The sequence below is a fragment of the Stenotrophomonas sp. PA-6-5C genome, from assembly GCF_021605635.1.
In the GTDB taxonomy this organism is placed as follows: Bacteria; Pseudomonadota; Gammaproteobacteria; order Xanthomonadales; family Xanthomonadaceae; genus Stenotrophomonas; species Stenotrophomonas lactitubi.
The window spans coordinates 15,340-36,625 of sequence record NZ_WKEE01000048.1 but is presented as its reverse complement, the minus strand read 5'-3'; the positions used below and the strand labels follow the sequence as shown (position 1 = coordinate 36,625).

The window sequence follows — 21,286 nt, the reverse complement described above, 5'->3', positions numbered from 1 at the left end:
CGAGCCATGCTCGACTAATGTTCAAACACCGCCCGAGCATGTCTCGGGCGTTTCGCGGAACGCGGCAAGCGGACGCTAGAACCCGTGCCGCTTGCGCAGTCGCCGTGCGATCGCCGCGCGCACGTACATGCCGTACACCACACCGAACACGAAGCCGCCGATGTGCGCCCACCAGGCGACCATGCCGAAGGTCGGGCCGATGTAGGCGAACACCACCTGCAGCGCCGCCCACACACCGATCAGCAGATAGGCTGGGGCGCGCACGAATTCCAGGAACAGCCCCAGCGGAATCACCACGCCCAGGCGTGCGCCGGGGAACAGTGCCAGATAGGCGCCGATCAACGCCGACACCGCACCGCTGGCGCCGATGATGATCTGGTCCGGGCTGCCCATGGTGTAGATGGCGACCAGGTTCGAGATCGCACCGCCCACCAGGAACAGCAGCAGCAACCGCCACGGGCCCAGCACCCGCTCGGCCGGGAGGCCGAAGATCAGCAGGAACACCAGGTTGCCCAGCAGGTGCGACCAGTCGGCGTGCAGGAACAGGGCGGTGAAAAGGCGCAGCACGCTGCCGTCCTGCAGGGTCGCCCACCAGTCCAGCGGGTGGGTCAGGCCGGTGGACAGAGCGCCCCAGTCCAGCCACAGGCTTCCACGGGCATCGTCCGGGCGCGAGATCGACCACAGGAATGCCAGCCACAGTGCCGCAAACAGCACGGGTGTAGCCCACCGCAGGGTCGCCTTCTTGCGCGAGGGGAGGGAGACAAACATGACACTAGCCTAGCGTGCGGGCACTTTTGGCGGGGAGGGAGCCTGTTCAGCTTTTGCGACGAAGAAAGCCTCGGCGCTGTTATTGTTTCATTAACGGCTCTGGGTAATACTCGCATACGGCGTCGTATGTCGGGAGGGGAATCCGGCGCGCTTCGAAAGGCCATCCGGCCTGACGGGCGCAGGCGCACTCAGAGCACCATCACCGCTTACCGGAGAGAGAACTACGATGCAAACCGCTTCCACCATTGCACGACTGACCCTGCTGGCCGTCGGCGTTGCCGGTGCGCTGGCCGCCGCCGATGCCAACGCCGCCGCCTTCCAGCTGAAGGAAAACAGCGCCAAGGGCCTGGGCCGCGCCTTCGCTGGTTCCACCTCGACCGAAGGCGACGCCTCGGTCATCGCCACCAACCCGGCCTCCATGCGCCTGCTCGACGGCACCGTGGTGCAGGGCGACGTCAGCGCCATCAGCTTCGGCGCCAAGTTCCGCGGCGAAGGCCGCTACGGTAACGGCGCGCCGATTTCCGGCGGCAACGGCGGCGACGCCGGTATGATCGCTCCGGTTCCGGCAGCCTACTTCCACGTCCCGTTCGGCGAAAACAACAACATGCATTTCGGCGTGTCGCTGACCGTGCCGTTCGGCTTCAAGACCGAATACGACCGTGACTGGGTCGGCCGCTACAACGGCGTCAAGACCGAGCTGCAGGCCGTCGACCTGGGCGCTGCGTTCTCCTATGACGTCAACCCGTACCTGTCGTTCGGTGCGTCGGTGTTCGCCGAGCGCCTGAATGTCGACCTGACCAGCGCCGTCGATACCGGCACCGCCATCAATGCAACCGCCCAGCGCACCGCTGCTGCGCGCGTGCTGGCTGCCGGTGGCACCCCGGCCCAGGCCGCTGCCGCTTCCCAGGCCGCTGCCCGACAGGCCGCACAGCTCGGCTTCTCGCCGGGTACCGCCGATGGCTACCTGCGTATCAAGGGCGATGAGGTGTCGGTCGGCTACACCCTCGGCATGACCGTCACCCCGGTGGAAGGCACCAACATCGCCTTCAGCTACCGCTCGGAAGTCGAGCACAAGATCAACGACGGCAAGGCCGACTTCACCGTCCCGCAGAATGCTGCCGCCTTCCTGGCCACCGCTGCCCCGGGCACCTTCATCGACAGCAACGGCCGCGCCACCATCACTCTGCCGGCCAGCGCCACCGTCGGCTTCACCCATCGCGTGAACGACCAGTGGCAGATCATGGCCGAAGTCACGCGTACTGCGTGGAGCAAGTTCGACCAGGTCGTCGTCGATTACGACTCCAACCAGCCGGACAGCGTGCTGCCGTTCCACTACCGTGACACCACCTTCGCGTCGATCGGTACCGATTTCCGCGTCAACGACAAGCTGACCCTGCGTGGCGGCCTGGCCTATGACCAGACCCCGACCACCGACGCCCACCGCGACGTGCGCGTGCCGGACACCACCCGCAAGTGGCTGTCGCTGGGTATGACCTACGCCGCTTCGGACAAGATGGAATACAGCGTGGGCTACACCCACCTGTTCACCAAGGATCCGAACGTCAACTCGACCTCGGCAACGGCCAACACCGTTACCGGCAAGTACAAGGTCACCGGCGACGTGCTGGCTGCGTCGATGCAGTACAAGTTCTGATTCCGGCGATTGCCTGAAGCGGTACGAAGGAGGCCCCGCGCAAGCGGGGCTTCTTTTTTCCGGGGATCCGCATCCATGCATGGCGTGGATTTACTGCGACAATGGCTTCATGGCCGATCGCCGATACCTGAAGAAGATGACCCGCTACTGGGCTGCGGAAGAGGCCAAGGCGAACGCGATTCTGGATCGCGTGCTGGAGTCGGAATGGTTCGACTACTGGCACACGCATCTTGACTGGATGGGGCGCGGCAATCGCCATGTCAGTGACCGAATCGCCGTTGCCGCAGGGCTACTGCGGCTGCTCGAGCGGGCTGTGACGAGCGGGCGGGAGGATGTGCAGTGTTGGGTGACGCTGGCGCCGGATACCGGTCAGAGTGCGCTGTTCCTGCATTCGCCGAATCCTCGGGGAACACCGTGGCCGTACCCGTTCGATGGGGTGACCTGGGACATCGCTCCGCCTGACTGGCTTGCGCCTGTGCTCTCTTCAACCGGCCTGCAGCCAGGACGCTGGGGAAGCGGAGAGAGCCAGCGGTTGCTGGTGCGCGTGCGCGCTTGATTTCCATCCACGCATGGCGTGGATCTACTGGCTCAATCACGCATGGCGTGGATCTACGCGACAATAGCGTCATGAACCTGTCCGACCCGAACTTCCAGCTGGAGCTGGCCGCCAACATCGCCGTTGCCGGCTCGATTCTGCTGGCCGGCCGCAACAACGTGCATACGTGGTGGCTGGGTATCGTCGGCTGTGCGCTGTTCGCTGCCGTGTTCGAGCGCTCGCACCTGTACGCGGACATGGTGCTGCAGTTCTTCTTCGTGGTCATCAGCGTGTTCGGCTGGTGGCAATGGCTGCGTGGTGACCATGGTGCGCCGCTGCCGATCACCCGCTTGCCTGCACGCGCGTGGAGCTGGCTGCTGCCGTTGGCGGTGTTGGCGACCTTCGGCTACGGCTGGATGCTGACCCGGCTGACAAACGCCTATGCGCCGTATATCGACTCGGCGGTGCTGGTGCTGAGCGTGATCGCGCAGATCCTGATGATGCGGCGCAAGCTGGAATCATGGTGGGTGTGGCTGCTGGTCAACACCATCGCGGTGCCGCTGTACTACAGCCGTGGCCTGCATCTGACGTCGATCCTGTACATCGGCTTCTGGATCAACGCACTGGTGGCATTGCGTCACTGGCGGCACCTGATGCGGGATGAGGCCAGGGCGGCCGATGTTGTTGCCTGAGCACGCTGCGCGGGGCCTGGTGGTCGGCAAGTTCTGCCCGCTGCACCTCGGCCACGAGCGCCTGATCGAATTCGCCTCTACACGCTGCGCGCAGCTGCTGGTGATCGGCTGGTCGCAACCGGGCTTTGCCGGCTACAGCGCAGAGCGCCGCGAACGCTGGCTGCGCGTGCGCTTTCCGCAGGCCACCATCGTGGTACTTGATGATGAGCGGCTGGCCGCATTGTGCATGCAGCGGGGCGCGCCGGTTCGTGCTATGCCGCAGGACAGCGACGACGAGCAGATGCAGCGCGCGTTTACCGCATGGCTGTGCATGACGCTGTTCGGTGGAGCGGTGCAGGCGGTGTTTACCGGTGAGGACTATGGTGACGGCTTCGCGCAGGCGCTGGCCGCGCACTTCGGCACGCCGGTACGCCATGAGCGGCTGGAGCGCACTCTGGATATCGAACAGGCCTGCGGTACGCAGTTGCGCGCCGATCCGCATGTGCACCGGCACAGCCTGTCAGCGGAGGTGTATGCGGCCTACGTGCAGCGCGTGGCCTTCATTGGTGGCGAGTCCAGCGGAAAGACCACACTCGCGCGGGTGCTGGCCGAACGCCTGGGCACGGCATGGGTACCGGAGTTCGGACGTACGTTGTGGGAGCAGCAGGGCGGGGAGCTGCAGGCGCAGGATCTGCTGCGCATCGCAGTGACCCAGGCACAGCACGAGGACCAGGCCGCGCAGCACGCGCATCGTTGGTTGTTCTGCGATACCACGCCGTTGGTGACGCTGGGCTACAGCGGCTGGATGTTCGGCACAGCGCCCGAACCGCTGCAGCGGGCCGCAGCGCGTGCGTACGACCTGCTGTTCCTGTGTGCCCCGGATATTCCGTTCGAGCAGGATGGGACACGGGTGGGGCAGGAATTCCGCGTGCAGCAGCACGCGTGGTATCTGCAGCAGTTGCAGGCGCGTGGGGTCGACTACGTGTTGCTGGAAGGTGATCTGGAAACGCGTATCGCGCGCGTGCAGGCGGAGCTGGCAAAGCGTGCGGACAACCGGTTAAGCGTAACGGCGTGATCGTCGCCGGGCATGGCCCGGCGCTACCGGCAATGCACAAAAAAACCCCGCTTTCGCGGGGTTTTTCGTTCACCGCATGACGCCCGGAATCAGTCGCCCAGGGTCAGCAGCGAGGCGTTGCCGCCGGCGGCGGTGGTGTTCACCGTCACCGTCTTCTCGGTGGCGAAGCGCAGCAGGTAGTGCGGGCCGCCAGCCTTCGGGCCGGTGCCGGACAGGCCTTGGCCGCCGAACGGCTGCACGCCGACCACCGCACCGATCTGGTTGCGGTTGACGTAGACGTTGCCGACGTGGACGCCGTTGCTGATGCGGTCGACGGTCTCGTCGATGCGCGAATGCACGCCCAGGGTCAGGCCATAGCCGGTGGCGTTGATCTGGTCGATCACTGCGTCGAGCTGGTCGCCCTTCCAGCGGATCACGTGCAGGACCGGCCCGAAGATTTCCTTCTGCAGCTGGCCGAGATCCTTCAGCTCATACGCACGCGGTGCGAAGAAGGTGCCGTTGGCCGCGTCGGCGGACAGTTCGGCAGCCGCGATCAGGCGCGCTTCGCGGTCCATTCGCACGGCGTGGTCCTGCAGGATCTGCAGCGCATCGGCGTCGATCACCGGACCCACGTCGGTGGACAGCAGGCCCGGATTGCCGACCTTCAGCTCCTTCATCGCGCCAGCCAGCATGGTCATCACCTTGTCGGCGATGTCGTCCTGCACGAACAGCACGCGTGCAGCCGAGCAGCGCTGGCCGGCGGAGGTGAAGGCCGAACCGATCGCGTCCTTGACCAGCTGTTCCGGCAGCGCCGAGGAGTCGGCGATGAAGGCATTCTGGCCGCCGGTTTCGGCGATCAGCACGCCGATGGCGGCGTCACGTGCAGCCATCGCGCGGTTGATCGCGCGGGCGGTGTCGGTGGAGCCGGTGAAGGCCACGCCGGCCACGCGCGGGTCGGCAGTCAGCGCAGCACCGACGGTGGCGCCGTCGCCCGGCAGGTACTGCACCACGTCGGCCGGCACGCCGGCATCGTGCAGCAGCTTCACCGCGTAATAGCCGATCAGGTTGGTCTGCTCGGCCGGCTTGGCGATGACGCTGTTGCCGGCGGCCAATGCCGCAGCCACCTGGCCCAGGAAGATCGCCAGCGGGAAGTTCCACGGGCTGATGCAGACGAAGACGCCGCGGCCATGCAGCTGCAGTTCGTTGGATTCACCGGTCGGGCTCGGCAGCTTCTCGGCGTGGCTGAACTGCTCGCGCGCCTGCTTGGCGTAGTAGCGCAGGAAGTCCACCGCTTCGCGCACTTCGGCGATGCCGTCGGGCAGGCTCTTGCCGGCTTCCTTCACGCACAGCGCCATGAATTCGGGCATGCGCGCTTCCAGCTGGTCGGCGGCGTGCTCGAGGATGGCGGCGCGGCTGGCGGCCGGGGTGCGGTTCCAGCCCGGCTGCGCGGCCACGGCATTGGCCAGCGCCTTCTGCACGGTGGCGGCATCGGCGGCCTGCCACTGGCCGACCACTTCACGGGTGTCGGCCGGGTTGGTCACCGGCAGCGATGCGCCGGTCGGGTTCGCACCCGGCACCAGCGGTGCGGCCTGCCAGGGCTTCACTGCAGCGTTGAGCTGCTCGGCCAGGGCGCGCAGTTCGTTGTCGTTGGCGAGGTTGGCGCCCATGGAGTTCTTCCTGTCGTGGTTCTGGCTGCGCAGCAGGTCAACCGGCAGCGGGATCTTGGGATGCGGAATCGATTCGAACGAGGACACCATCTCGACCGGGTCGCGGACCAGGTCGGCGATCGGCACGCGTTCGTCGGTGATGCGGTTGACGAAGCTGGAGTTGGCGCCGTTTTCCAGCAGGCGACGCACCAGGTACGGCAGCAGGTCTTCATGCGAACCGACCGGCGCGTAGACGCGGCAGGGCAGGCCAAGGCGGTCGGCCGGCACGACTTCGGCGTACAGGTCGTCACCCATGCCGTGCAGCTTCTGGTGCTCGTAGACACCTCCATTGGCGATGCTGCGCACTGCGGCGATGGTGTGCGCGTTGTGCGTGGCGAACATCGGGTAGATCGCGTCGGCATGGGTGAACAGGCGCTTGGCACACGCCAGGTAGGACACGTCGGTGTTCTGCTTGCGGGTGAAAACCGGGTAGCCGGCATAGCCTTCGATCTGCGCGCGCTTGATCTCGGCATCCCAGTAGGCGCCCTTGACCAGGCGCACCTGCAGGCGACGGCCGGCGCGGCGCGCCATGTCGGCCAGGTGGTCGATCGTGTACGGCGTACGCTTCTGGTAGGCCTGCACAACGACGCCGAAGCCATCCCAGCCGGCCAGCGAGGCATCGCCGAACACCTGCTCGATGATGTCCAGCGACAGTTCCAGGCGATCGGACTCTTCGGCGTCGACGGTACAGCCGATGCCGTAGCTCTTGGCCAGCTGCGCCAGTTCCAGTACGCCCGGTACCAGGTCCTTCAGCACGCGCGCGCGCTTGGCGTGCTCGTAGCGCGGGTACAGCGCCGACAGCTTGATCGAGATGCCCGGCGCGTTGTTGACGTCGCCATCGGCGCGGCCGCCACGCGCCTTGTGGTCACCGCCGATGGCGTGGATCGCACGACGGTAGTCTTCCAGGTAGCGCAGGGCGTCCTTCATGGTCAGCGCGCCTTCGCCCAGCATGTCGAACGAGTAGCGGTAGCTGGCGCTGTCGCCCTTGTGCGAGCGTGCCAGCGCTTCGCTGATGGTGCGGCCCATGACGAACTGGTGGCCCATGATCTTCATCGCCTGGCGCACGGCCAGGCGTACCACCGGCTCACCGACGCGGCCGACCAGACGCTTGAACGCGCTGGGCGCATCGGCGCGGGTGGCGTCGTTCATCTGCACCAGCTTGCCGGTCAGCATCAGGCCCCAGGTGGAGGCGTTGACCAGCACCGAGTCGCTGCCGCCCAGGTGCTTTTCCCAGTCGGCATCGGCCAGCTTGTCGCGGATCAGCTTGTCGGCGGTCTCCTGGTCCGGAATGCGCAGCAGCGCTTCGGCCACGCACATCAGCAGCACGCCTTCCTCGCTGCCCAGGTCGTACTGGCGCATGAAGGCTTCGATCGCGCCCTGGTCCTTGGCGCGAACGCGCACGCGGGCGACCAGGTCGGCGGCCAGCGCCTGCACCTTGGCCTGCTCGTCGGCCGGCAGGCGTGCCTGCTCCAGCAGTTCGCGCACATGGCTGGCCTCGTCCTTCAGCCAACCATCGGTGATGGCCTGGCGGAACGGGTTGGGGGACGCCGGCAGTTCCGGCGACAGCAGCGCCGAGGGACGCGGAGCGTCGCTGGCGGCAATGGGAGAGGAAGGTGCGTTCATGCCGATCCGGCCAGTGGAAAACTTGGCGATTTTAATCATTTTTTCGACTTCAGGAAGGCCCGCGCAGCCACCTTCATGAATGCTGATAGCCCCTAGCGGTGGTGGATTCAGCGTGTTCAGCAAAGTCGGGTCATTTTGTGCCGAATTCGTCATTCGTGCTGTTGGGGTCATGCTGTGTTGCAGCATCGGAAAAAGTGTGAATGCACCCTTGCTACCGGCGAGAGGGCAGGGCTACCATCAAGGCGTTTCCCGCGGCAGGAACGCGGTTGCGACATGATCGAGGTGCTTACAGCTCCGGATGGGTCAGGTACGCAGCTGCGACTGCGTCCCCCACGGGCGCTCGATGCCCGGCAGTTCGTCCTGTTGTTTGCTGTGTTGTCGGGAGTGATGTGGCTGGTGTCCGCCTTCGGGTGGGTGGCCGGCAACGCATTCGCCCCCCTGTTCGCGCTGCTGTACAGCCTGTTGCTGGCAGCTGCGTTGCGCGCGTTGTGGCGCAGCGGTGAACGGCAGGAGGAGATCCGGGTAGTGCCGGCGTACGTGGAGGTCATCCCCGTGCCCGGTGGATCGCCGGTGTTCCGGGCTCACCCGCATTGGGTGCGCCTGCTCACCGACGACCAGAGGGTCCGGCTGGCATCCAGCGGCCGGCAGGTGGAGGTGGGGAGTTTTCTCGCGCCGGCCGAACGTCAAACGCTTGTTGAAACGCTTGAAGATTTGCTCGCCGCCAGCGATGGCGGCAACCGACGACGCTAAGGGTCTAGGCAATGAAGCAAAGCAGAGGGTGGGGCACGAAGTGCGTTGCAATGGCCGCCGCGATGGGGGCCCTGCTGTCGATGCCGGGGACGGCGCTGGCCCAGGCGGCCGATCCAAAGCCGTGGCAGTTGAACATGGGCAAGGGGGTGACCCAGACCTCACGCCTGGCCTGGGAATCGAACAACCTCTCGTTGATCGTCTGTACGGTGATCGGCGTGATCGTGTTCGGCGCCATGGCCTACGCGATGTTCAAGTTCCGCAAGTCCAAGGGCGCGGTCGCCGCCACCTTCAGCCACAACACCAAGGCCGAGGTCATCTGGACGGTGATCCCGGTGATCATCCTGGTGGTGATGGCGTGGCCGGCCACGGCCAACCTGATCAAGATGTACGACACCCGCGATGCCGAGATGACGGTCAAGGTCACCGGCTACCAGTGGATGTGGAAGTACGAGTACCTGGGCGAGAACGTGACCTTCACCAGCCGCCTGGACCGTGAGTCCGACCGCATGCGGCAGAGTGGCAAGGTACCGACCCGCGAGAGCCATCCGCACTACCTGCTGGATGTCGACAACCGGCTGGTACTGCCGGTGGACACCAAGGTGCGCTTCGTCATCACCTCCGACGATGTGATCCACGCCTGGTGGGTGCCGGCGCTGGGCTGGAAGCAGGACGCGATTCCCGGCTTCATCAACGAAGCCTGGACCAGCATCGAGCAGCCCGGTGTCTACCGCGGCCAGTGCGCGGAGCTGTGCGGCAAGGACCATGGCTTCATGCCGATCGTGGTCGAGGCGGTGTCCAAGGAAGAGTTCAAGCAGTGGCTGGCGCAGCGCAAACCGGCGCCTGCACCCGCGACGCCTGCCGCGCCCGCCGAACCCACCGCGCCTGCCAGTGAAACGCCGGCACAGCCGGCAGCACCGGCCGCCGCCGAGGCCGGCAACGCGCCTGCCGCGGCGGCCAGCGGAGCCTGATGTAACTGTCCGCGGCCGTGTCGCGGCCGCGGCGACAACCGATCCTGAGAGGTGTTTTGCAATGGCGCACTCGGCAGTTGGGCACGACGATCACCATCACCCGCAGAGCTTCTTCGAGCGTTGGTTCTTCTCGACCAACCACAAGGACATCGGCACGCTGTACCTGGGTTTCAGCTTCATCATGTTCGTCATCGGCGCGTTCATGAGCGTGCTGATCCGGCTGGAACTGGCCCAGCCCGGCATCCAGTACATCCGTCCGGAAATCTTCAACCAGCTGACCACCGTGCATGCGCTGGTGATGATCTTCGGCGGCGTGATGCCGGCCTTCGTTGGCCTGGCCAACTGGATGATCCCGCTGCAGATCGGCGCGCCGGACATGGCGCTGCCGCGCATGAACAACTGGTCATTCTGGCTGTTGCCGGTGGCCTTCAGCCTGCTGCTGCTGACCTTCCTGCTGCCCGGTGGCGCGCCGGCCGGTGGCTGGACGCTGTATCCGCCGCTGTCGCTGCAGGGCGGTTACAACGTCGCGTTCACCGTGTTCGCCATCCATGTGGCCGGCATCAGTTCGATCATGGGCGCGATCAACATCATCGCCACGGTGCTGAACATGCGCGCGCCCGGCATCGACCTGCTGAAGATGCCGATCTTCTGCTGGGCCTGGCTGATCACTGCGTTCCTGCTGATCGCGGTGATGCCGGTGCTGGCCGGTGCGGTGACGATGCTGCTGACCGACAAGTTCTTCGGCACCAGCTTCTTCAATGCGGCCGGTGGTGGCGACCCGGTGATGTTCCAGCACATCTTCTGGTTCTTCGGTCATCCCGAGGTCTACATCATGATCCTGCCCGCCTTCGGCGTGGTCAGCGAGATCATCCCGACCTTCAGCCGCAAGCCCCTGTTCGGCTACCAGGCGATGGTCTACGCCACCGCGGCGATCGCGTTCCTGTCATTCATCGTCTGGGCCCACCACATGTTCACCGTGGGCATGCCGCTGGGTGGTGAGATCTACTTCATGTTCGCCACCATGCTGATCTCGATCCCGACCGGTGTGAAGGTGTTCAACTGGGTCAGCACGATGTGGCGTGGTTCGCTCACCTTCGAAGCCCCCATGCTGTGGTCGGTGGCGTTCGTCATCCTGTTCACCATCGGCGGGTTCTCCGGCCTGATGCTGGCGATCGTGGCCGCCGACTTCCAGTACCACGACACCTACTTCGTGGTCGCCCACTTCCACTACGTGCTGGTGACCGGCGCAGTATTCGCGCTGATCGCGGCGGTGTACTACTGGTGGCCGAAGTGGACCGGGCGCATGTACAGCGAGAAGTGGGCCAAGGTGCACTTCTGGTGGTCGATCATATTCGTCAACCTGCTGTTCTTCCCGCAGCACTTCCTGGGCCTGGCCGGCATGCCGCGGCGCATCCCCGATTATTCGGTGGCGTTCGCCGACTGGAACCTGATCAGCTCGATCGGTGCGTTCGGCATGTTCGCCACGCCGTTCATGATGGCCGCGATCCTGCTGTCCTCGCTGCGCAATGGCGAAAAGGCCGAGGCGCGCTCCTGGGAGGGCGCGCGTGGCTTGGAGTGGACGCTGCCGTCGCCGGCACCGGCGCACACCTTCACCACGCCGCCGACCATCCGCCCGGGTGACCTGGCCCACGACGATATCGGTCATTGAGGTGGTGCATGCATAACGAGAGCCCGCTCCCGATCGGTAGAGTCGAGCCAAGCTCGACTAACGAAAAGCAGTCGAGCATGGCTCGGCTCTACAACACCGAAGAGCAGCCGACCAGCGGTCGGCTCCATCAGAGCGACAGCCAGATCCACGGCATCGAGCAGCAGCGTCAGCGCGCCAAGCGCACCGCGCTGTGGGTGGGTGCGATCGCCGTGCTGGTCTACGTCGGCTTCATCCTCAGCGGCGTGATCGGTCGATGAGCGAAACGCCGGCCACCGCTCCGTCACGCAGCGCCGGCCTGCCGCGCCTGATCGGCGTGGCGGTGGTGGTGTTCCTGCTGACGTTCTCGCTGGTACCGCTGTATCGCATCGCCTGCGAGAAGGTGTTCGGCGTGCGCCTGGAACGTGGCCCGGGCAGCGAAGCCAGTACCGGTGCCGCCAGTGGCAAGCGCACCGTGCGGGTGGAATTCGATGGCGGGGTCAATTCGCGGCTGCCGTGGTCGTTCCATCCCGAGCAGCTGACCATGGATGTGGTGCCCGGCGAGCTCAACGAGGCGCTGTACTTCGCCCGCAACGACAGCCAGCAGGCCGTAGTCGGCAGCGCGGTGCCTTCGGTGGCGCCGGCACGCGCGTCGGGATTCTTCAGCAAGACCGAGTGCTTCTGCTTCACTGCGCAGACCCTGCAGGCCGGCGAGAAGCGCGATATGCCGGTGCGCTTCATCGTCGATCCGGACCTGCCGCCGGAAATCCGGACGATCACCTTGTCCTACACCTTCTACCGCAACGATGCGTTGTCCGATCGGCTGGCTCTGGCCTCCACGTCGGAAGGCGCCCACGCTGCTCCCTGACCCGGATACCGACCATGGCCCAGACACCTACCGACGCCAACGTGTACTTCGTCCCGGCCCAGAGCAAATGGCCGTTCGTCGGTTCCATCGCGATGATGGTGACCATGGTCGGCGTGGCCAGCTGGCTCAATGACGCCAGCTGGGGCCGCTGGACCTTCTACATCGGCGTGGCAATGCTGGTGCTGACCCTGTTCTGGTGGTTCAGCGATGTGGTGCGCGAGTCGCAGGCCGGCAACTACAACCGGCAGGTGGACGGTTCGTTCCGGATGGGGATGGTCTGGTTCATCTTCTCCGAAGTGATGTTCTTCGGTGCCTTCTTCGGCGCGCTGTTCTACACCCGCCACCTCGGCCTGTCGTGGTTGAGCGGCGAAGGGCGCGGGGTGATGACCAACGAACTGCTGTGGCAGGGCTACTCGGCCGGCTGGCCGACCAATGGCCCGGCAGCGATCGGTGGCGCGTTCCAGACCATTCCGGCCTGGGGCCTGCCGCTGATCAATACGCTGATCCTGCTGACTTCGGGCGTGACCCTGACCATCGCCCATCATGCGCTGAAGGCAGGCAACCGCCGCCAGCTGCTGATCTGGCTGGGCCTGACGGTATTGCTCGGCCTCGGCTTCCTGACCCTGCAGGCGGAGGAGTACATCCACGCCTACAAGGAACTGAACCTGACACTCGGCTCAGGCATCTACGGTTCCACATTCTTCATGCTGACCGGCTTCCACGGCGCACACGTGCTGCTGGGAACGATCATGCTGATCGTGATGTGGCTGCGGTCGGCGAAGGGACACTTCACCCGCGACAACCATTTCGCTTTCGAAGCGGCCGCGTGGTACTGGCACTTCGTCGACGTGGTGTGGCTGATGCTGTTCCTGTTCGTCTACGTGCTTTGACCGCGCAGGCGTCGGCAGGCTCAGCCGCCGGCGCTGCCTGGTCTGATGTGGGGTCAGCTGCCGATGCCGTGCGGTTTGATCCAGCCCATGTAGATGCACACGATCACCAGTACGATCAACGCCACCGACACTCCGATGCGGCGGGTCAATGCATTGACCGTGCGCTTGGTCTGGCCGCGGTCCACCAGCAGGTAATACAGGCCGGCGCCCAGATTCCAGACGATGACGATCAGAAACGCGATTACCAGCAGGGTCTTCAGCGAATCACTCATGCGCGGCTCGAGGGCAGGGTGGATGTGCCTATCTGACCGCGTTTGCGCGGACTTGTCATGATGCGCCAGCACACGCGCCTGCTCGGATGGCTGATGGCGTTGCTGGCAATGGCCGGATTCACCGCGCTTGGCCTGTGGCAGCTGCAGCGGATGCACGCCAAACAGGCGCTGCTGGATGCGCAGGCCCCGGCTGCGGCGCAGGCGATGCCGTTGGCACAGGCGCTGGCCGCGCAGGGGGCGCTGCATGGCGTGGTCGATCATGGTCGCTTCCTGCCGGGCGTGGTGCTGCTGGACAACCAGACCCGCCACGGCCGCGCGGGAGTGAAGATCTATCGTCCGTTCCGCAGCGACGCGGGCAGCGTGTTGCTGGTGGACCTGGGCTGGCGCGCGCTGCCGCCCGACCGCACGTTGCCGGTGGTGGCGGCACCGCCGTCGCCGGTGGACGTGCGCGGCCTGCTGGCGCCGCCCCCCTCGGCCGGGCTGGCGCTGGGGCCGGCGTTCACCACCACCGATGTTGCAGGGCGCTGGCTGGCCAGTCGCCTTCCCGCCGATGGCCTGGCCGCTGCACTGGGCCTGCCGTCGTTGCCCGAGCGTGTGCTGCGGCTGGATCCGGCGTTGCCGTTCGGCGATGAGCGCGATCTCGACCTGCTGCCGAACACGCTGCCGCCGCAGCGCCACCTGGGTTACGCCGTGCAGTGGTTCGGGCTGGCGCTGACCGTGCTGGTGGTGGCGCTGGTACTGGAATGGCGCAGGCGGCAGCCCGTTGCCCGGTAGTACCGGCCGCTGGCCGGCATCCCTTTCCCAACCGTGAGAAAATGCCCCGCATGAACACTGCTACCTCCCCGCAGGCGCGCGGCAATGGCCGCCGGACCCTGGTGCTGCTGTTCGCCGTTTTCTTCGGGGCGATGGCGCTGGCCGCCATCCTGCGCTTCTCGGGCTGGCAGCCGACCGCGCATCGCAACAGCGGGCAATTGCTGAAGCCGCCGGTGGATCTGCGCCAGCAACCGCCGACGCTGGCCAATGGCGCGGCCTACCCCTGGAACCCTGACGCGCGCACCTGGCGCCTGCTGGTGGCACCGGCCGGTGCCTGCGACGCGCAGTGCGTCACTTTGTCGCAGGGACTGGGCAAGGTGTGGCAGCTGTTCGGCCATAACGCCGATAATGTCGAAATCCTGTGGCTGGGAACGCCACCGGCGTCGATCGCCTCGCTGCCCGCGCTGCGGCCGCTGGCCCCGTCGCCAGCCCTGCGCGCGGCGCTGCCCGGCGTCGATGATCCGGCGGGTCTGCCGGTCTACGTGATCGATCCGAACGGCTTCGTGATCATGCGTCATGCCCCCGGGAGCGATCTCGGCGGCCTGCGCAAGGACATGGCCACGTTGCTGAAACTGAAGTGAGTCCCGTTTGATGAGCCTTTCCGCGCGTCCGGCGCTGCACCGCAATTTCCACCGCCTGGCGTGGTTCGCCATGATCATGACCGCGAGCACGATCATGTTCGGCGCCTTCGTGCGCCTGTCCGACGCCGGCCTGAGCTGCCCGGACTGGCCGACCTGCTATGGGCAGGCGACCTGGCCGCAGCACGTGGAAGAGACCATCGGGCATCCGGCGGCGGAGATCCGTCCGCTGGAAACGCACAAGGCCTGGCGTGAGCAGGTGCACCGCTTCCTGGCGGGTGCGCTCGGCATCGAGATCCTGACCCTGGCCCTGTTGGCGACGCGCAAGCGGCGATTCGGAAGCACGGCGGTGGTCACCGCCTGCGTGCTGGTGGCTGCGGGCATACCGCTGTACATGATGGGCTGGCATGGAACCGCCAGCGCGCTGGCACTGATCGGCGAGGCCATCCTGCTGATCGCGGCATTGCGCTGGAGCAACATCGACCTGGCGCGCGCGGCGCTGCTGACGTTGGCGGTGGTGATCTTCCAGGCCCTGCTGGGCATGTGGACGGTGACCCTGCTGCTCAAGCCGATCGTAGTGATGGGCCATCTGCTGGGCGGCATGCTGATGTTCGGCCTGCTGGTGTGGATGGCCTGGCGGGCCACGCACATGCCGATCACCCTGGCCGAGGCGCCGAAGCTGAAGTGGTTGCTGCGCATCGGTGTGGCGGTGCTGGTCACCCAGATCGCGCTCGGCGGCTGGGTCAGCGCCAACTACGCGGCACTGGCGTGCGGCGGTGGCAGCGCCTCGCTGGACAATTTCCCGCGTTGCGCCAACCAATGGTGGCCGCAGCACAACTTCGCCGAGGGCTTCACCCTGTGGCGTGGAATTGGCGTGGATTACGAAGGCGGCGTGCTCGACGGTGCCTCGCGCATCGCCATCCAGATGGCCCATCGCCTGTTCGCGATTGTCGTTGCCGTCTACATGCTGTGGTTGGGCCTGCGCCTGTTCCGGCTGCCGAGCATGCGTGGCTGGGCCTCGGCCCTGGTCGCGCTGCTGGTGCTGCAGGTCACCCTCGGCATCCTCAATGTGAAGCTTGCACTGCCGCTGGAAGTGGCAGTGGCGCACAACGGCGTTGCCGTTGCCCTGTTGTTTGTATTGGTCAGCCTGCTGGCCCGCCTGCGTGCCCCGGACTGATTCCATGTTTTCCAACTATCGCCAGTACTGGGACCTGACCAAGCCCAAGGTCGTCGCCCTCATCGTCTTCACCGCCCTGGTCGGCATGGTCCTGGCCATTCCGGGCGTGCCCAGCTGGGAGCAGGTGCGCGCCGGCCTGCTCGGCTTCCTCGGCATCTGGCTTGCCGCCTCTGCAGCTGCAGCCATCAACCAGCTGCTGGATGCGCACATCGACGCGCAGATGGCGCGTACCTCGTGGCGACCGCTGGTGGTGGGCAAGGTCAAGCCATGGCAGGTGCTGGTATTTGCCGGCGTGCTGATCGTGCTGTCGATGGCGATCCTGGTGCTGTGGGTGAACTGGATCACCGCGGTGCTGACCTTCGCTTCACTGATCGGCTATGCGGTGATCTACACCGTCTACCTGAAGCGTGCGACCTCGCAGAACATCGTCATCGGTGGTCTGGCCGGCGCGATGCCGCCGATGCTGGGCTGGGCGGCGGTGACCGGCATGCAGGGCTCGTCGGACTGGGCGTACTCGTCGCTGCTGGTGCTGATCATCTTCATCTGGACGCCGCCGCACTTCTGGGCACTGGCGATCTTCCGTCGCGAGGACTACGCCAAGGCGGAAATCCCGATGCTGCCGGTCACCCATGGTGTGGTGCACACGCGCAAGCAGATCATGGCGTACTCGGTGGTGCTGGCACTGGTCTGCCTGCTGCCGTACCTGGTCGGGATGAGCGGCGCGTTCTACCTGGGCGGTGCGATCGTGCTCAACGCCGTGTTCCTCTGGTACGCCTGGCGCATGCTGAACCCGCCGGATGAGCTGTTCTCGATGAAGATGTTCAGCTACTCCATCGTCTACCTGATGGCGCTGTTCGCCTTCCTGCTGGTGGACCACTGGATCCTGCCCTGGTTGTGATGGGCTGATGTTCGGGGTCAGATCCCCGAAGGGGCTCTGACCCCGCCTGATCCAAGGCGCCAGTCCCATGTAGAGCCGAGCCCATGCTCGGCTGAGGGTGTATTGGAAGAGCAGCCGAGCGTGGGCTCGGCTCTACACTTGATCTCTTCCAGCCGCGTCGCCATTGCTGTTCCCGACCCCAAGGAAAGGAAGGAGCAGGGATGCATTCGATCTTCCGCTGGACCGCTGCGCTGCTGCTGGCACTGGGCATGTCCGCCAATGCGCACGCGGACGACGTAGCCGTGCAGATCCGCCAGCATTCTGGTGACCATCGCGTCATCGTGCTGGGAGAGCTGCATGGCACGCGCGAAGTTCCGGCGTTGCTGCGCGAACTGATGGAGGCCTACGCGGCCGACGGCGCACCGGTGCGGTTGGCGTTGGAGCTGCCGACCGGCGAGAACCCTGCGCTGGCGACCTACATGTCTTCTGCAGGCACGGCCGAAGCGCGCGCTGCATTGCGTGGCACGAAGTACTGGACGGTTCGCAGCCGGATGCATGACGGCCGTCGCAGCGAGGATATGCTCGACCTGATCGAAGCGGCACGCGTGCTGCGCGCCCAGGGACGTGACGTGCAAGTGTTCGGCTTCGACCGCGTGCTTCCTGCCGAAATGGCCGGTACGGGTGCACGCGACAGGGTGATGGCCGAAGAGGTCCGGGCGCGTGCAGAAGCGTTGCCCAAGAACGGGCGGCTGCTGGTACTGACCGGCAACGTGCATGGCATGCGCGCGCAACCGAGGATGATCGCCTACCCGCCGATGACGGCGTTGCTGAAGGATCTGGACCTCTACAACGTGCGCATCGAAGCACGCAGCGGAGAGGGCTGGGGCTGCACTGCGCTTGAACACTGTGGTGTGCGTCAACTGCCCAGCTACGCCGGAGAGTCACCCCGGCGGGATGCCGATACCGAACGCAGCTATGACCTGTGGGTATGGCTGCCGCGTTTCAGCGTGGCGCGTCTGCTGGACCGTGATTCGGCTTGGTGATCCTCAGCCGAGCACGGGCTCGGCGCTACAGTAGATCCACGCCATGCGTGGATGGTTGTTCCGCAGGTCAGGGCGCGCGCTTGGCGTAGCGCTGGGCGATCACGCCGCAGACGATCAGCTGGATCTGGTGGTAGATCATCACCGGCAGCACGATCGCACCGAGGCTGCCGCCAGCGAACAGCACCTTGGCGATCGGCACGCCGGTGGCCAGGCTCTTCTTCGAGCCGCAGAACACGATGGCGATCTCGTCTTCACGGTTGAAGCGCAGGCGGCGCGCGATGAAGGTGATCAGCGGCATGGCGATGCCGAGCAGTACCGCCGCCACCACCGCCACCGCGAACAGCGAGAGCAGGGGGGTCTTGCTCCACAGCCCTTCAGTGACCGCTTCGCCGAACGCCGAGTACACCACCAGCAGGATGGTGGCCTGGTCGGTGTAGCGCAGCAGCGCGCGCTGCTTTTCCACCCAGCCGGCGATCCATGGGCGCAGCAGGTGGCCGGCCACGAACGGCACCAGCAACTGCAGCATGATGCCGCCGATGGCATGCAGCGGGTCGTGCACGCCGCCGGAGGTCCCGGCCAGCGCGGTCAGCAGCAGGGGCGTCAGGAACACACCGAGGATGCTCGACAGCGAGGCACTGCACACGGCTGCCGGCACGTTGCCGCGCGCCATCGAGGTGAACGCGATGGACGACTGCACGGTGGACGGCAGGGTGCACAGGAACAGCACGCCCAGGTACAGCTCGGGCGTCAGCAGCCAGCCCGACAACGGCTTGAACAACAGCCCCAGCAGCGGGAACAGGATGAAGGTGCAGGCGAGGATCGTCAGGTGCAGGCGCCAGTGCAGCATGCCGCCGATGATCGATTCGCGCGGCAGGCGCGCGCCGTGCAGGAAGAACAGCGCGGCGATGGCGACGGTGGTGACATCGTCGAGCACCAGGGCGGCGGCGCCTTTCATCGGCAGCAGCGAGGCCAGGCCGACGGTGCACAGCAGGGCGAGGGTGAAGTTGTCCGGTCGCAGGCGCGACCACCAGCGGGTCATGGTGGATAGGCTCCTTGGTGCGGGGGGATTACCCCCGGGAATCAGGGGGTGGGAGAAGGGATCGCCAGGCGCTCGCGGGTGGCTGCTTCCAGCGACTTCAGGCCGGCACGCTGGCCCAGTTGCAGGGCCTGTTCCGGACTGGCGTGTTCGTAGCGCGCGTTGACCAGGCCGAGCACGGCACCGGCGCGGTTGCCGGAGGCACAGTGCAGCAGCACCGGGCCTTGGCTCTGCTGCAGGGCCTGGTGCACGGCGCGCACGTTGGCGGCATCCAGGCCCTCGGCACCGGCCACCGGAATGCGTACATAGCGCAGGCCCAGCGCTTCGGCCTCGCGTGTTTCATCGAAGCCGCGATCTTCATCGGGTTGGCGCAGGTCGATCACCGTGCGCACGCCCTGTGCAGCCAGTTCGCGCAGTTGCGCAGCCGTGGGCTGGCCGCCGGCGTACAGGCCGGGGCGGACTTCAGCAAGGGCGGGATTCACAGCCCAGGCTGGCAGAACCGGGCAGAGCGACAACAACAGCAGGCAGGTCAGGCGCAGCAGCATGGTCTCTCCGGGGATGTGTTCTGCCGCTACAGGCGCAGATTGGCACGTGCCTTCAGCAGCTCGCGCATCTCGTACTTGTCAGTATCGTCCAGACCCTGTTGTCGCTGCTTGGCGTTAAGGTCGTCGATCCGCTGGAACAGCAGCTGCTTCTCCAGCTGCCCGACCGCGTCATGCAGCTCCACCGTCCACATCGCTTCATCGCCCGCCAGCGTCTGCGCGGCCAAGGTGTGCAGCGACGCCTGTTCCTCGCGGCCGTCGAAATGCTCCAGCAGGGCACCGGTACTGATGTCCGGGCGCTGTTCGACCAGCCCCAGCAGTTCCAGCAGCAGCTCCACGCCCGGCAGGCGCAGGCCCTGGAAGTGGTGCTTGCCGCCCAGGGTCAGGGCCAGCGTCGGTTGCTGCAGCAGCACGGCGATCGCGCCGCGCACCAGGCTGCGCTTGGCCACCGGCTGGATCGTGCGCGAGACGGCGCGTTGCGGCATCTGCGGGCGGCCCGCCTGCGCATTGCCGCCCAGCCCGGTCAGCTGCCCCAGCTGCTGCTTCATCAGGTCGCCAAACGCGCCGTCGGGAATCTGCGCGAGCATCGGCTTGGCGCGCTCGGCCAGCCGTGCCTTGCCGTCCAGCGTACCCAGGTTGATCTCGCGGGTCAGCTCGTCGAAGAAGAACTGCGACAGCGGCGTGGCCTGCTTCAGGCGCTCGTCGAAGGCCTCGGCACCTTCCTTGCGCACGATGCTGTCCGGGTCTTCGCCATCGGGCAGGAACAGGAAGAAGGCCTGGCGGCCGTCCTTCATGCGTGGCAGCACCGATTCCAGCGCCTTCCAGCCGGCGCGGCGGCCGGCGGCGTCGCCGTCGAAGCAGAAGAACACGTCCGGCGCGTTGCGGAACAGCAGCTCGGCATGGTCCGGCGTGGTTGCCGTGCCCAGCGTCGCCACCGCCTGGGTGACGCCGAACTGGAACAGCGAGACCACGTCCATGTAGCCCTCGACCACGATCAAGCGCTCGATCTTCTGGTTGGTCTGGCGCACCTGCCACAGGCCGTACAGTTCGCGGCCCTTGTGGAACAGCGCGGTCTCGGGCGAGTTGAGGTACTTGGGACCGTCGTCCTTCTCGAACACGCGCCCGCCGAAGGCGATCACCCGGCCACGGCGGTCGAAGATCGGGAACATCACCCGGTCGCGGAACTTGTCGTAGACGTGGCCGCGGTCGTTCTTGGAGAACAGGCCGGCGCGGTCGAGCAGCTTCATCCGCCGCTCGTCCTTGCCCAGCGCATCGCGCAGGCCGCTGTAGCCATCGGGCGCGTAGCCGATCTGGAAGCGTGCGCGGTTCTCTTCGTCCACGCCACGCCCGTCGAGGTAGCTGCGTGCTTTCTCGCTGCCTTCCAGGTTCTTCTGGAAGAACTTGGTTGCCGCGTCCAGCGCGGAGTACAGCTCGCGGCTGTCATCCTGCTGCTGCGCACTGCGCGGGTTCTCGCTGCGCGGCACTTCCATGCCGGCACGCTTGGCCAGTTCATCCACCGCGTCGAGGAACTCGAGGCGGTCGTAGTTCATCAGGAAGCTGATCGCGGTGCCGTGCGCGCCGCAGCCGAAGCAGTGATAGAACTGCTTGGTCGGCGAGACGGTGAACGAGGCCGAGCGCTCGTCATGGAACGGGCAGCGTGCGGCGTATTCCTTGCCCTGGCGCTTCAGCGGCACGCGGCTGCCCACCACCTCGACGATGTCGGAGCGGGCCAGCAGGTCGTCGATGAAAGCGTCGGGGATACGGGCCATGGGCAACAGGACAGGGCGCGGCCGCCAGGGCGCGCTGCGGGGGCGGC

At 66.1% G+C, this 21,286-nt stretch carries 21 protein-coding genes; 15 read left to right on the top strand and 6 right to left on the bottom strand.

Annotation, left to right across the window (positions count from 1 at the left end; all coding sequences use genetic code 11):
* Positions 1-75: 75 nt before the first annotated feature.
* Positions 76-768 (bottom strand): rhomboid family intramembrane serine protease, encoded by a 693-nt coding sequence (locus tag GIW57_RS18340; protein WP_025878304.1) that lies wholly within the window; start codon positions 766-768, stop codon positions 76-78.
* Between the two features lie 226 nt (positions 769-994).
* On the opposite strand from GIW57_RS18340, the gene GIW57_RS18335 reads away from it, so the two are divergent.
* The 4 genes from GIW57_RS18335 to GIW57_RS18320 all read left to right on the top strand — a co-directional run bounded on the left by GIW57_RS18335 (position 995) and on the right by GIW57_RS18320 (position 4,703).
* Complete coding sequence (locus GIW57_RS18335) at positions 995-2,422, top strand: outer membrane protein transport protein (protein ID WP_100461572.1); 1,428 nt, start codon at positions 995-997, stop codon at positions 2,420-2,422.
* A gap of 79 nt (positions 2,423-2,501) precedes the next feature.
* A complete protein-coding gene (locus GIW57_RS18330; RefSeq protein WP_236512266.1) occupies positions 2,502-2,978 on the top strand; it encodes a hypothetical protein in 477 nt (158 codons plus the stop codon).
* Positions 2,979-3,049: 71 nt separating this feature from the next.
* The gene (gene pnuC / locus GIW57_RS18325) at positions 3,050-3,649 is read left to right on the top strand and encodes a nicotinamide riboside transporter PnuC (protein WP_100461567.1); all 600 of its coding nucleotides are present in this window, start codon (positions 3,050-3,052) and stop codon (positions 3,647-3,649) included.
* The gene (locus GIW57_RS18320; protein WP_236512264.1) at positions 3,636-4,703 is read left to right on the top strand and encodes an AAA family ATPase; all 1,068 of its coding nucleotides are present in this window, start codon (positions 3,636-3,638) and stop codon (positions 4,701-4,703) included. Before pnuC ends, GIW57_RS18320 begins: the two co-directional genes overlap by 14 nt.
* An 89-nt stretch (positions 4,704-4,792) precedes the next feature.
* On the opposite strand, the gene putA is transcribed toward GIW57_RS18320, so the two are convergent.
* The gene (gene putA / locus GIW57_RS18315) at positions 4,793-8,011 is read right to left on the bottom strand and encodes a bifunctional proline dehydrogenase/L-glutamate gamma-semialdehyde dehydrogenase PutA (protein WP_236512262.1); all 3,219 of its coding nucleotides are present in this window, start codon (positions 8,009-8,011) and stop codon (positions 4,793-4,795) included.
* 273 nt (positions 8,012-8,284) lie between these two features.
* Between putA and GIW57_RS18310 the strand changes: the two genes are divergently transcribed.
* The 6 genes from GIW57_RS18310 (at position 8,285) to GIW57_RS18285 (ending at position 13,132) form a co-directional block, all read left to right on the top strand.
* Positions 8,285-8,761: a DUF2244 domain-containing protein gene (locus GIW57_RS18310; RefSeq protein WP_089238213.1), complete on the top strand. Its 477-nt coding sequence runs from the start codon at positions 8,285-8,287 to the stop codon at positions 8,759-8,761.
* Between the two features lie 11 nt (positions 8,762-8,772).
* Positions 8,773-9,729 (top strand): cytochrome c oxidase subunit II, encoded by a 957-nt coding sequence (coxB, locus tag GIW57_RS18305; protein WP_100461560.1) that lies wholly within the window; start codon positions 8,773-8,775, stop codon positions 9,727-9,729.
* Between the two features lie 61 nt (positions 9,730-9,790).
* Positions 9,791-11,398: a cytochrome c oxidase subunit I gene (gene ctaD / locus GIW57_RS18300; RefSeq protein ID WP_100461558.1), complete on the top strand. Its 1,608-nt coding sequence runs from the start codon at positions 9,791-9,793 to the stop codon at positions 11,396-11,398.
* Positions 11,399-11,406: 8 nt separating this feature from the next.
* Complete coding sequence (locus tag GIW57_RS18295; RefSeq protein WP_236512261.1) at positions 11,407-11,655, top strand: hypothetical protein; 249 nt, start codon at positions 11,407-11,409, stop codon at positions 11,653-11,655.
* Entirely contained in the window at positions 11,652-12,242 is a 591-nt protein-coding gene (locus GIW57_RS18290) for a cytochrome c oxidase assembly protein (RefSeq protein WP_236512259.1), read from the top strand. The genes GIW57_RS18295 and GIW57_RS18290 overlap by 4 nt, the downstream gene beginning before the upstream one ends.
* 14 nt (positions 12,243-12,256) lie before the next feature.
* On the top strand, positions 12,257-13,132 hold the full coding sequence (locus GIW57_RS18285; protein WP_049468562.1) for a cytochrome c oxidase subunit 3: 876 nt from the start codon (positions 12,257-12,259) through the stop codon (positions 13,130-13,132).
* A 53-nt stretch (positions 13,133-13,185) separates the two neighbouring features.
* Here the strand turns inward: GIW57_RS18285 and GIW57_RS18280 are convergent, their stop codons facing one another.
* Complete coding sequence (locus GIW57_RS18280) at positions 13,186-13,404, bottom strand: twin transmembrane helix small protein (protein WP_089238223.1); 219 nt, start codon at positions 13,402-13,404, stop codon at positions 13,186-13,188.
* Positions 13,405-13,461: 57 nt separating this feature from the next.
* On the opposite strand from GIW57_RS18280, the gene GIW57_RS18275 reads away from it, so the two are divergent.
* The 5 genes from GIW57_RS18275 (at position 13,462) to GIW57_RS18255 (ending at position 17,892) form a co-directional block, all read left to right on the top strand.
* Positions 13,462-14,178 carry an SURF1 family protein gene (locus GIW57_RS18275; RefSeq protein WP_236512257.1) on the top strand — a complete coding sequence of 239 codons (717 nt, stop codon included), beginning with the start codon at positions 13,462-13,464 and terminating at the stop codon, positions 14,176-14,178.
* A 50-nt stretch (positions 14,179-14,228) separates the two neighbouring features.
* Entirely contained in the window at positions 14,229-14,798 is a 570-nt protein-coding gene (locus tag GIW57_RS18270; protein WP_089238227.1) for a hypothetical protein, read from the top strand.
* Positions 14,799-14,808: 10 nt separating this feature from the next.
* Positions 14,809-15,972, top strand: coding sequence for a COX15/CtaA family protein (locus tag GIW57_RS18265; protein WP_100461549.1), 1,164 nt, complete (start codon positions 14,809-14,811; stop codon positions 15,970-15,972).
* A 4-nt stretch (positions 15,973-15,976) separates the two neighbouring features.
* Positions 15,977-16,870 (top strand): heme o synthase, encoded by an 894-nt coding sequence (gene cyoE / locus GIW57_RS18260; protein WP_099821342.1) that lies wholly within the window; start codon positions 15,977-15,979, stop codon positions 16,868-16,870.
* Between the two features lie 200 nt (positions 16,871-17,070).
* Positions 17,071-17,892: a calcium-binding protein gene (locus GIW57_RS18255; RefSeq protein ID WP_236512255.1), complete on the top strand. Its 822-nt coding sequence runs from the start codon at positions 17,071-17,073 to the stop codon at positions 17,890-17,892.
* Between the two features lie 67 nt (positions 17,893-17,959).
* On the opposite strand, the gene GIW57_RS18250 is transcribed toward GIW57_RS18255, so the two are convergent.
* From GIW57_RS18250 to dnaG, 3 genes are read right to left on the bottom strand one after another with little or no spacing between them, the layout of a single operon-like run.
* On the bottom strand, positions 17,960-18,931 hold the full coding sequence (locus tag GIW57_RS18250) for a bile acid:sodium symporter family protein (protein WP_099782541.1): 972 nt from the start codon (positions 18,929-18,931) through the stop codon (positions 17,960-17,962).
* A 41-nt stretch (positions 18,932-18,972) separates the two neighbouring features.
* Complete coding sequence (locus tag GIW57_RS18245) at positions 18,973-19,473, bottom strand: protein tyrosine phosphatase family protein (RefSeq protein WP_236512253.1); 501 nt, start codon at positions 19,471-19,473, stop codon at positions 18,973-18,975.
* Between the two features lie 26 nt (positions 19,474-19,499).
* A complete protein-coding gene (dnaG, locus tag GIW57_RS18240; RefSeq protein WP_100554543.1) occupies positions 19,500-21,239 on the bottom strand; it encodes a DNA primase in 1,740 nt (579 codons plus the stop codon).
* Positions 21,240-21,286 lie beyond the last annotated feature (47 nt).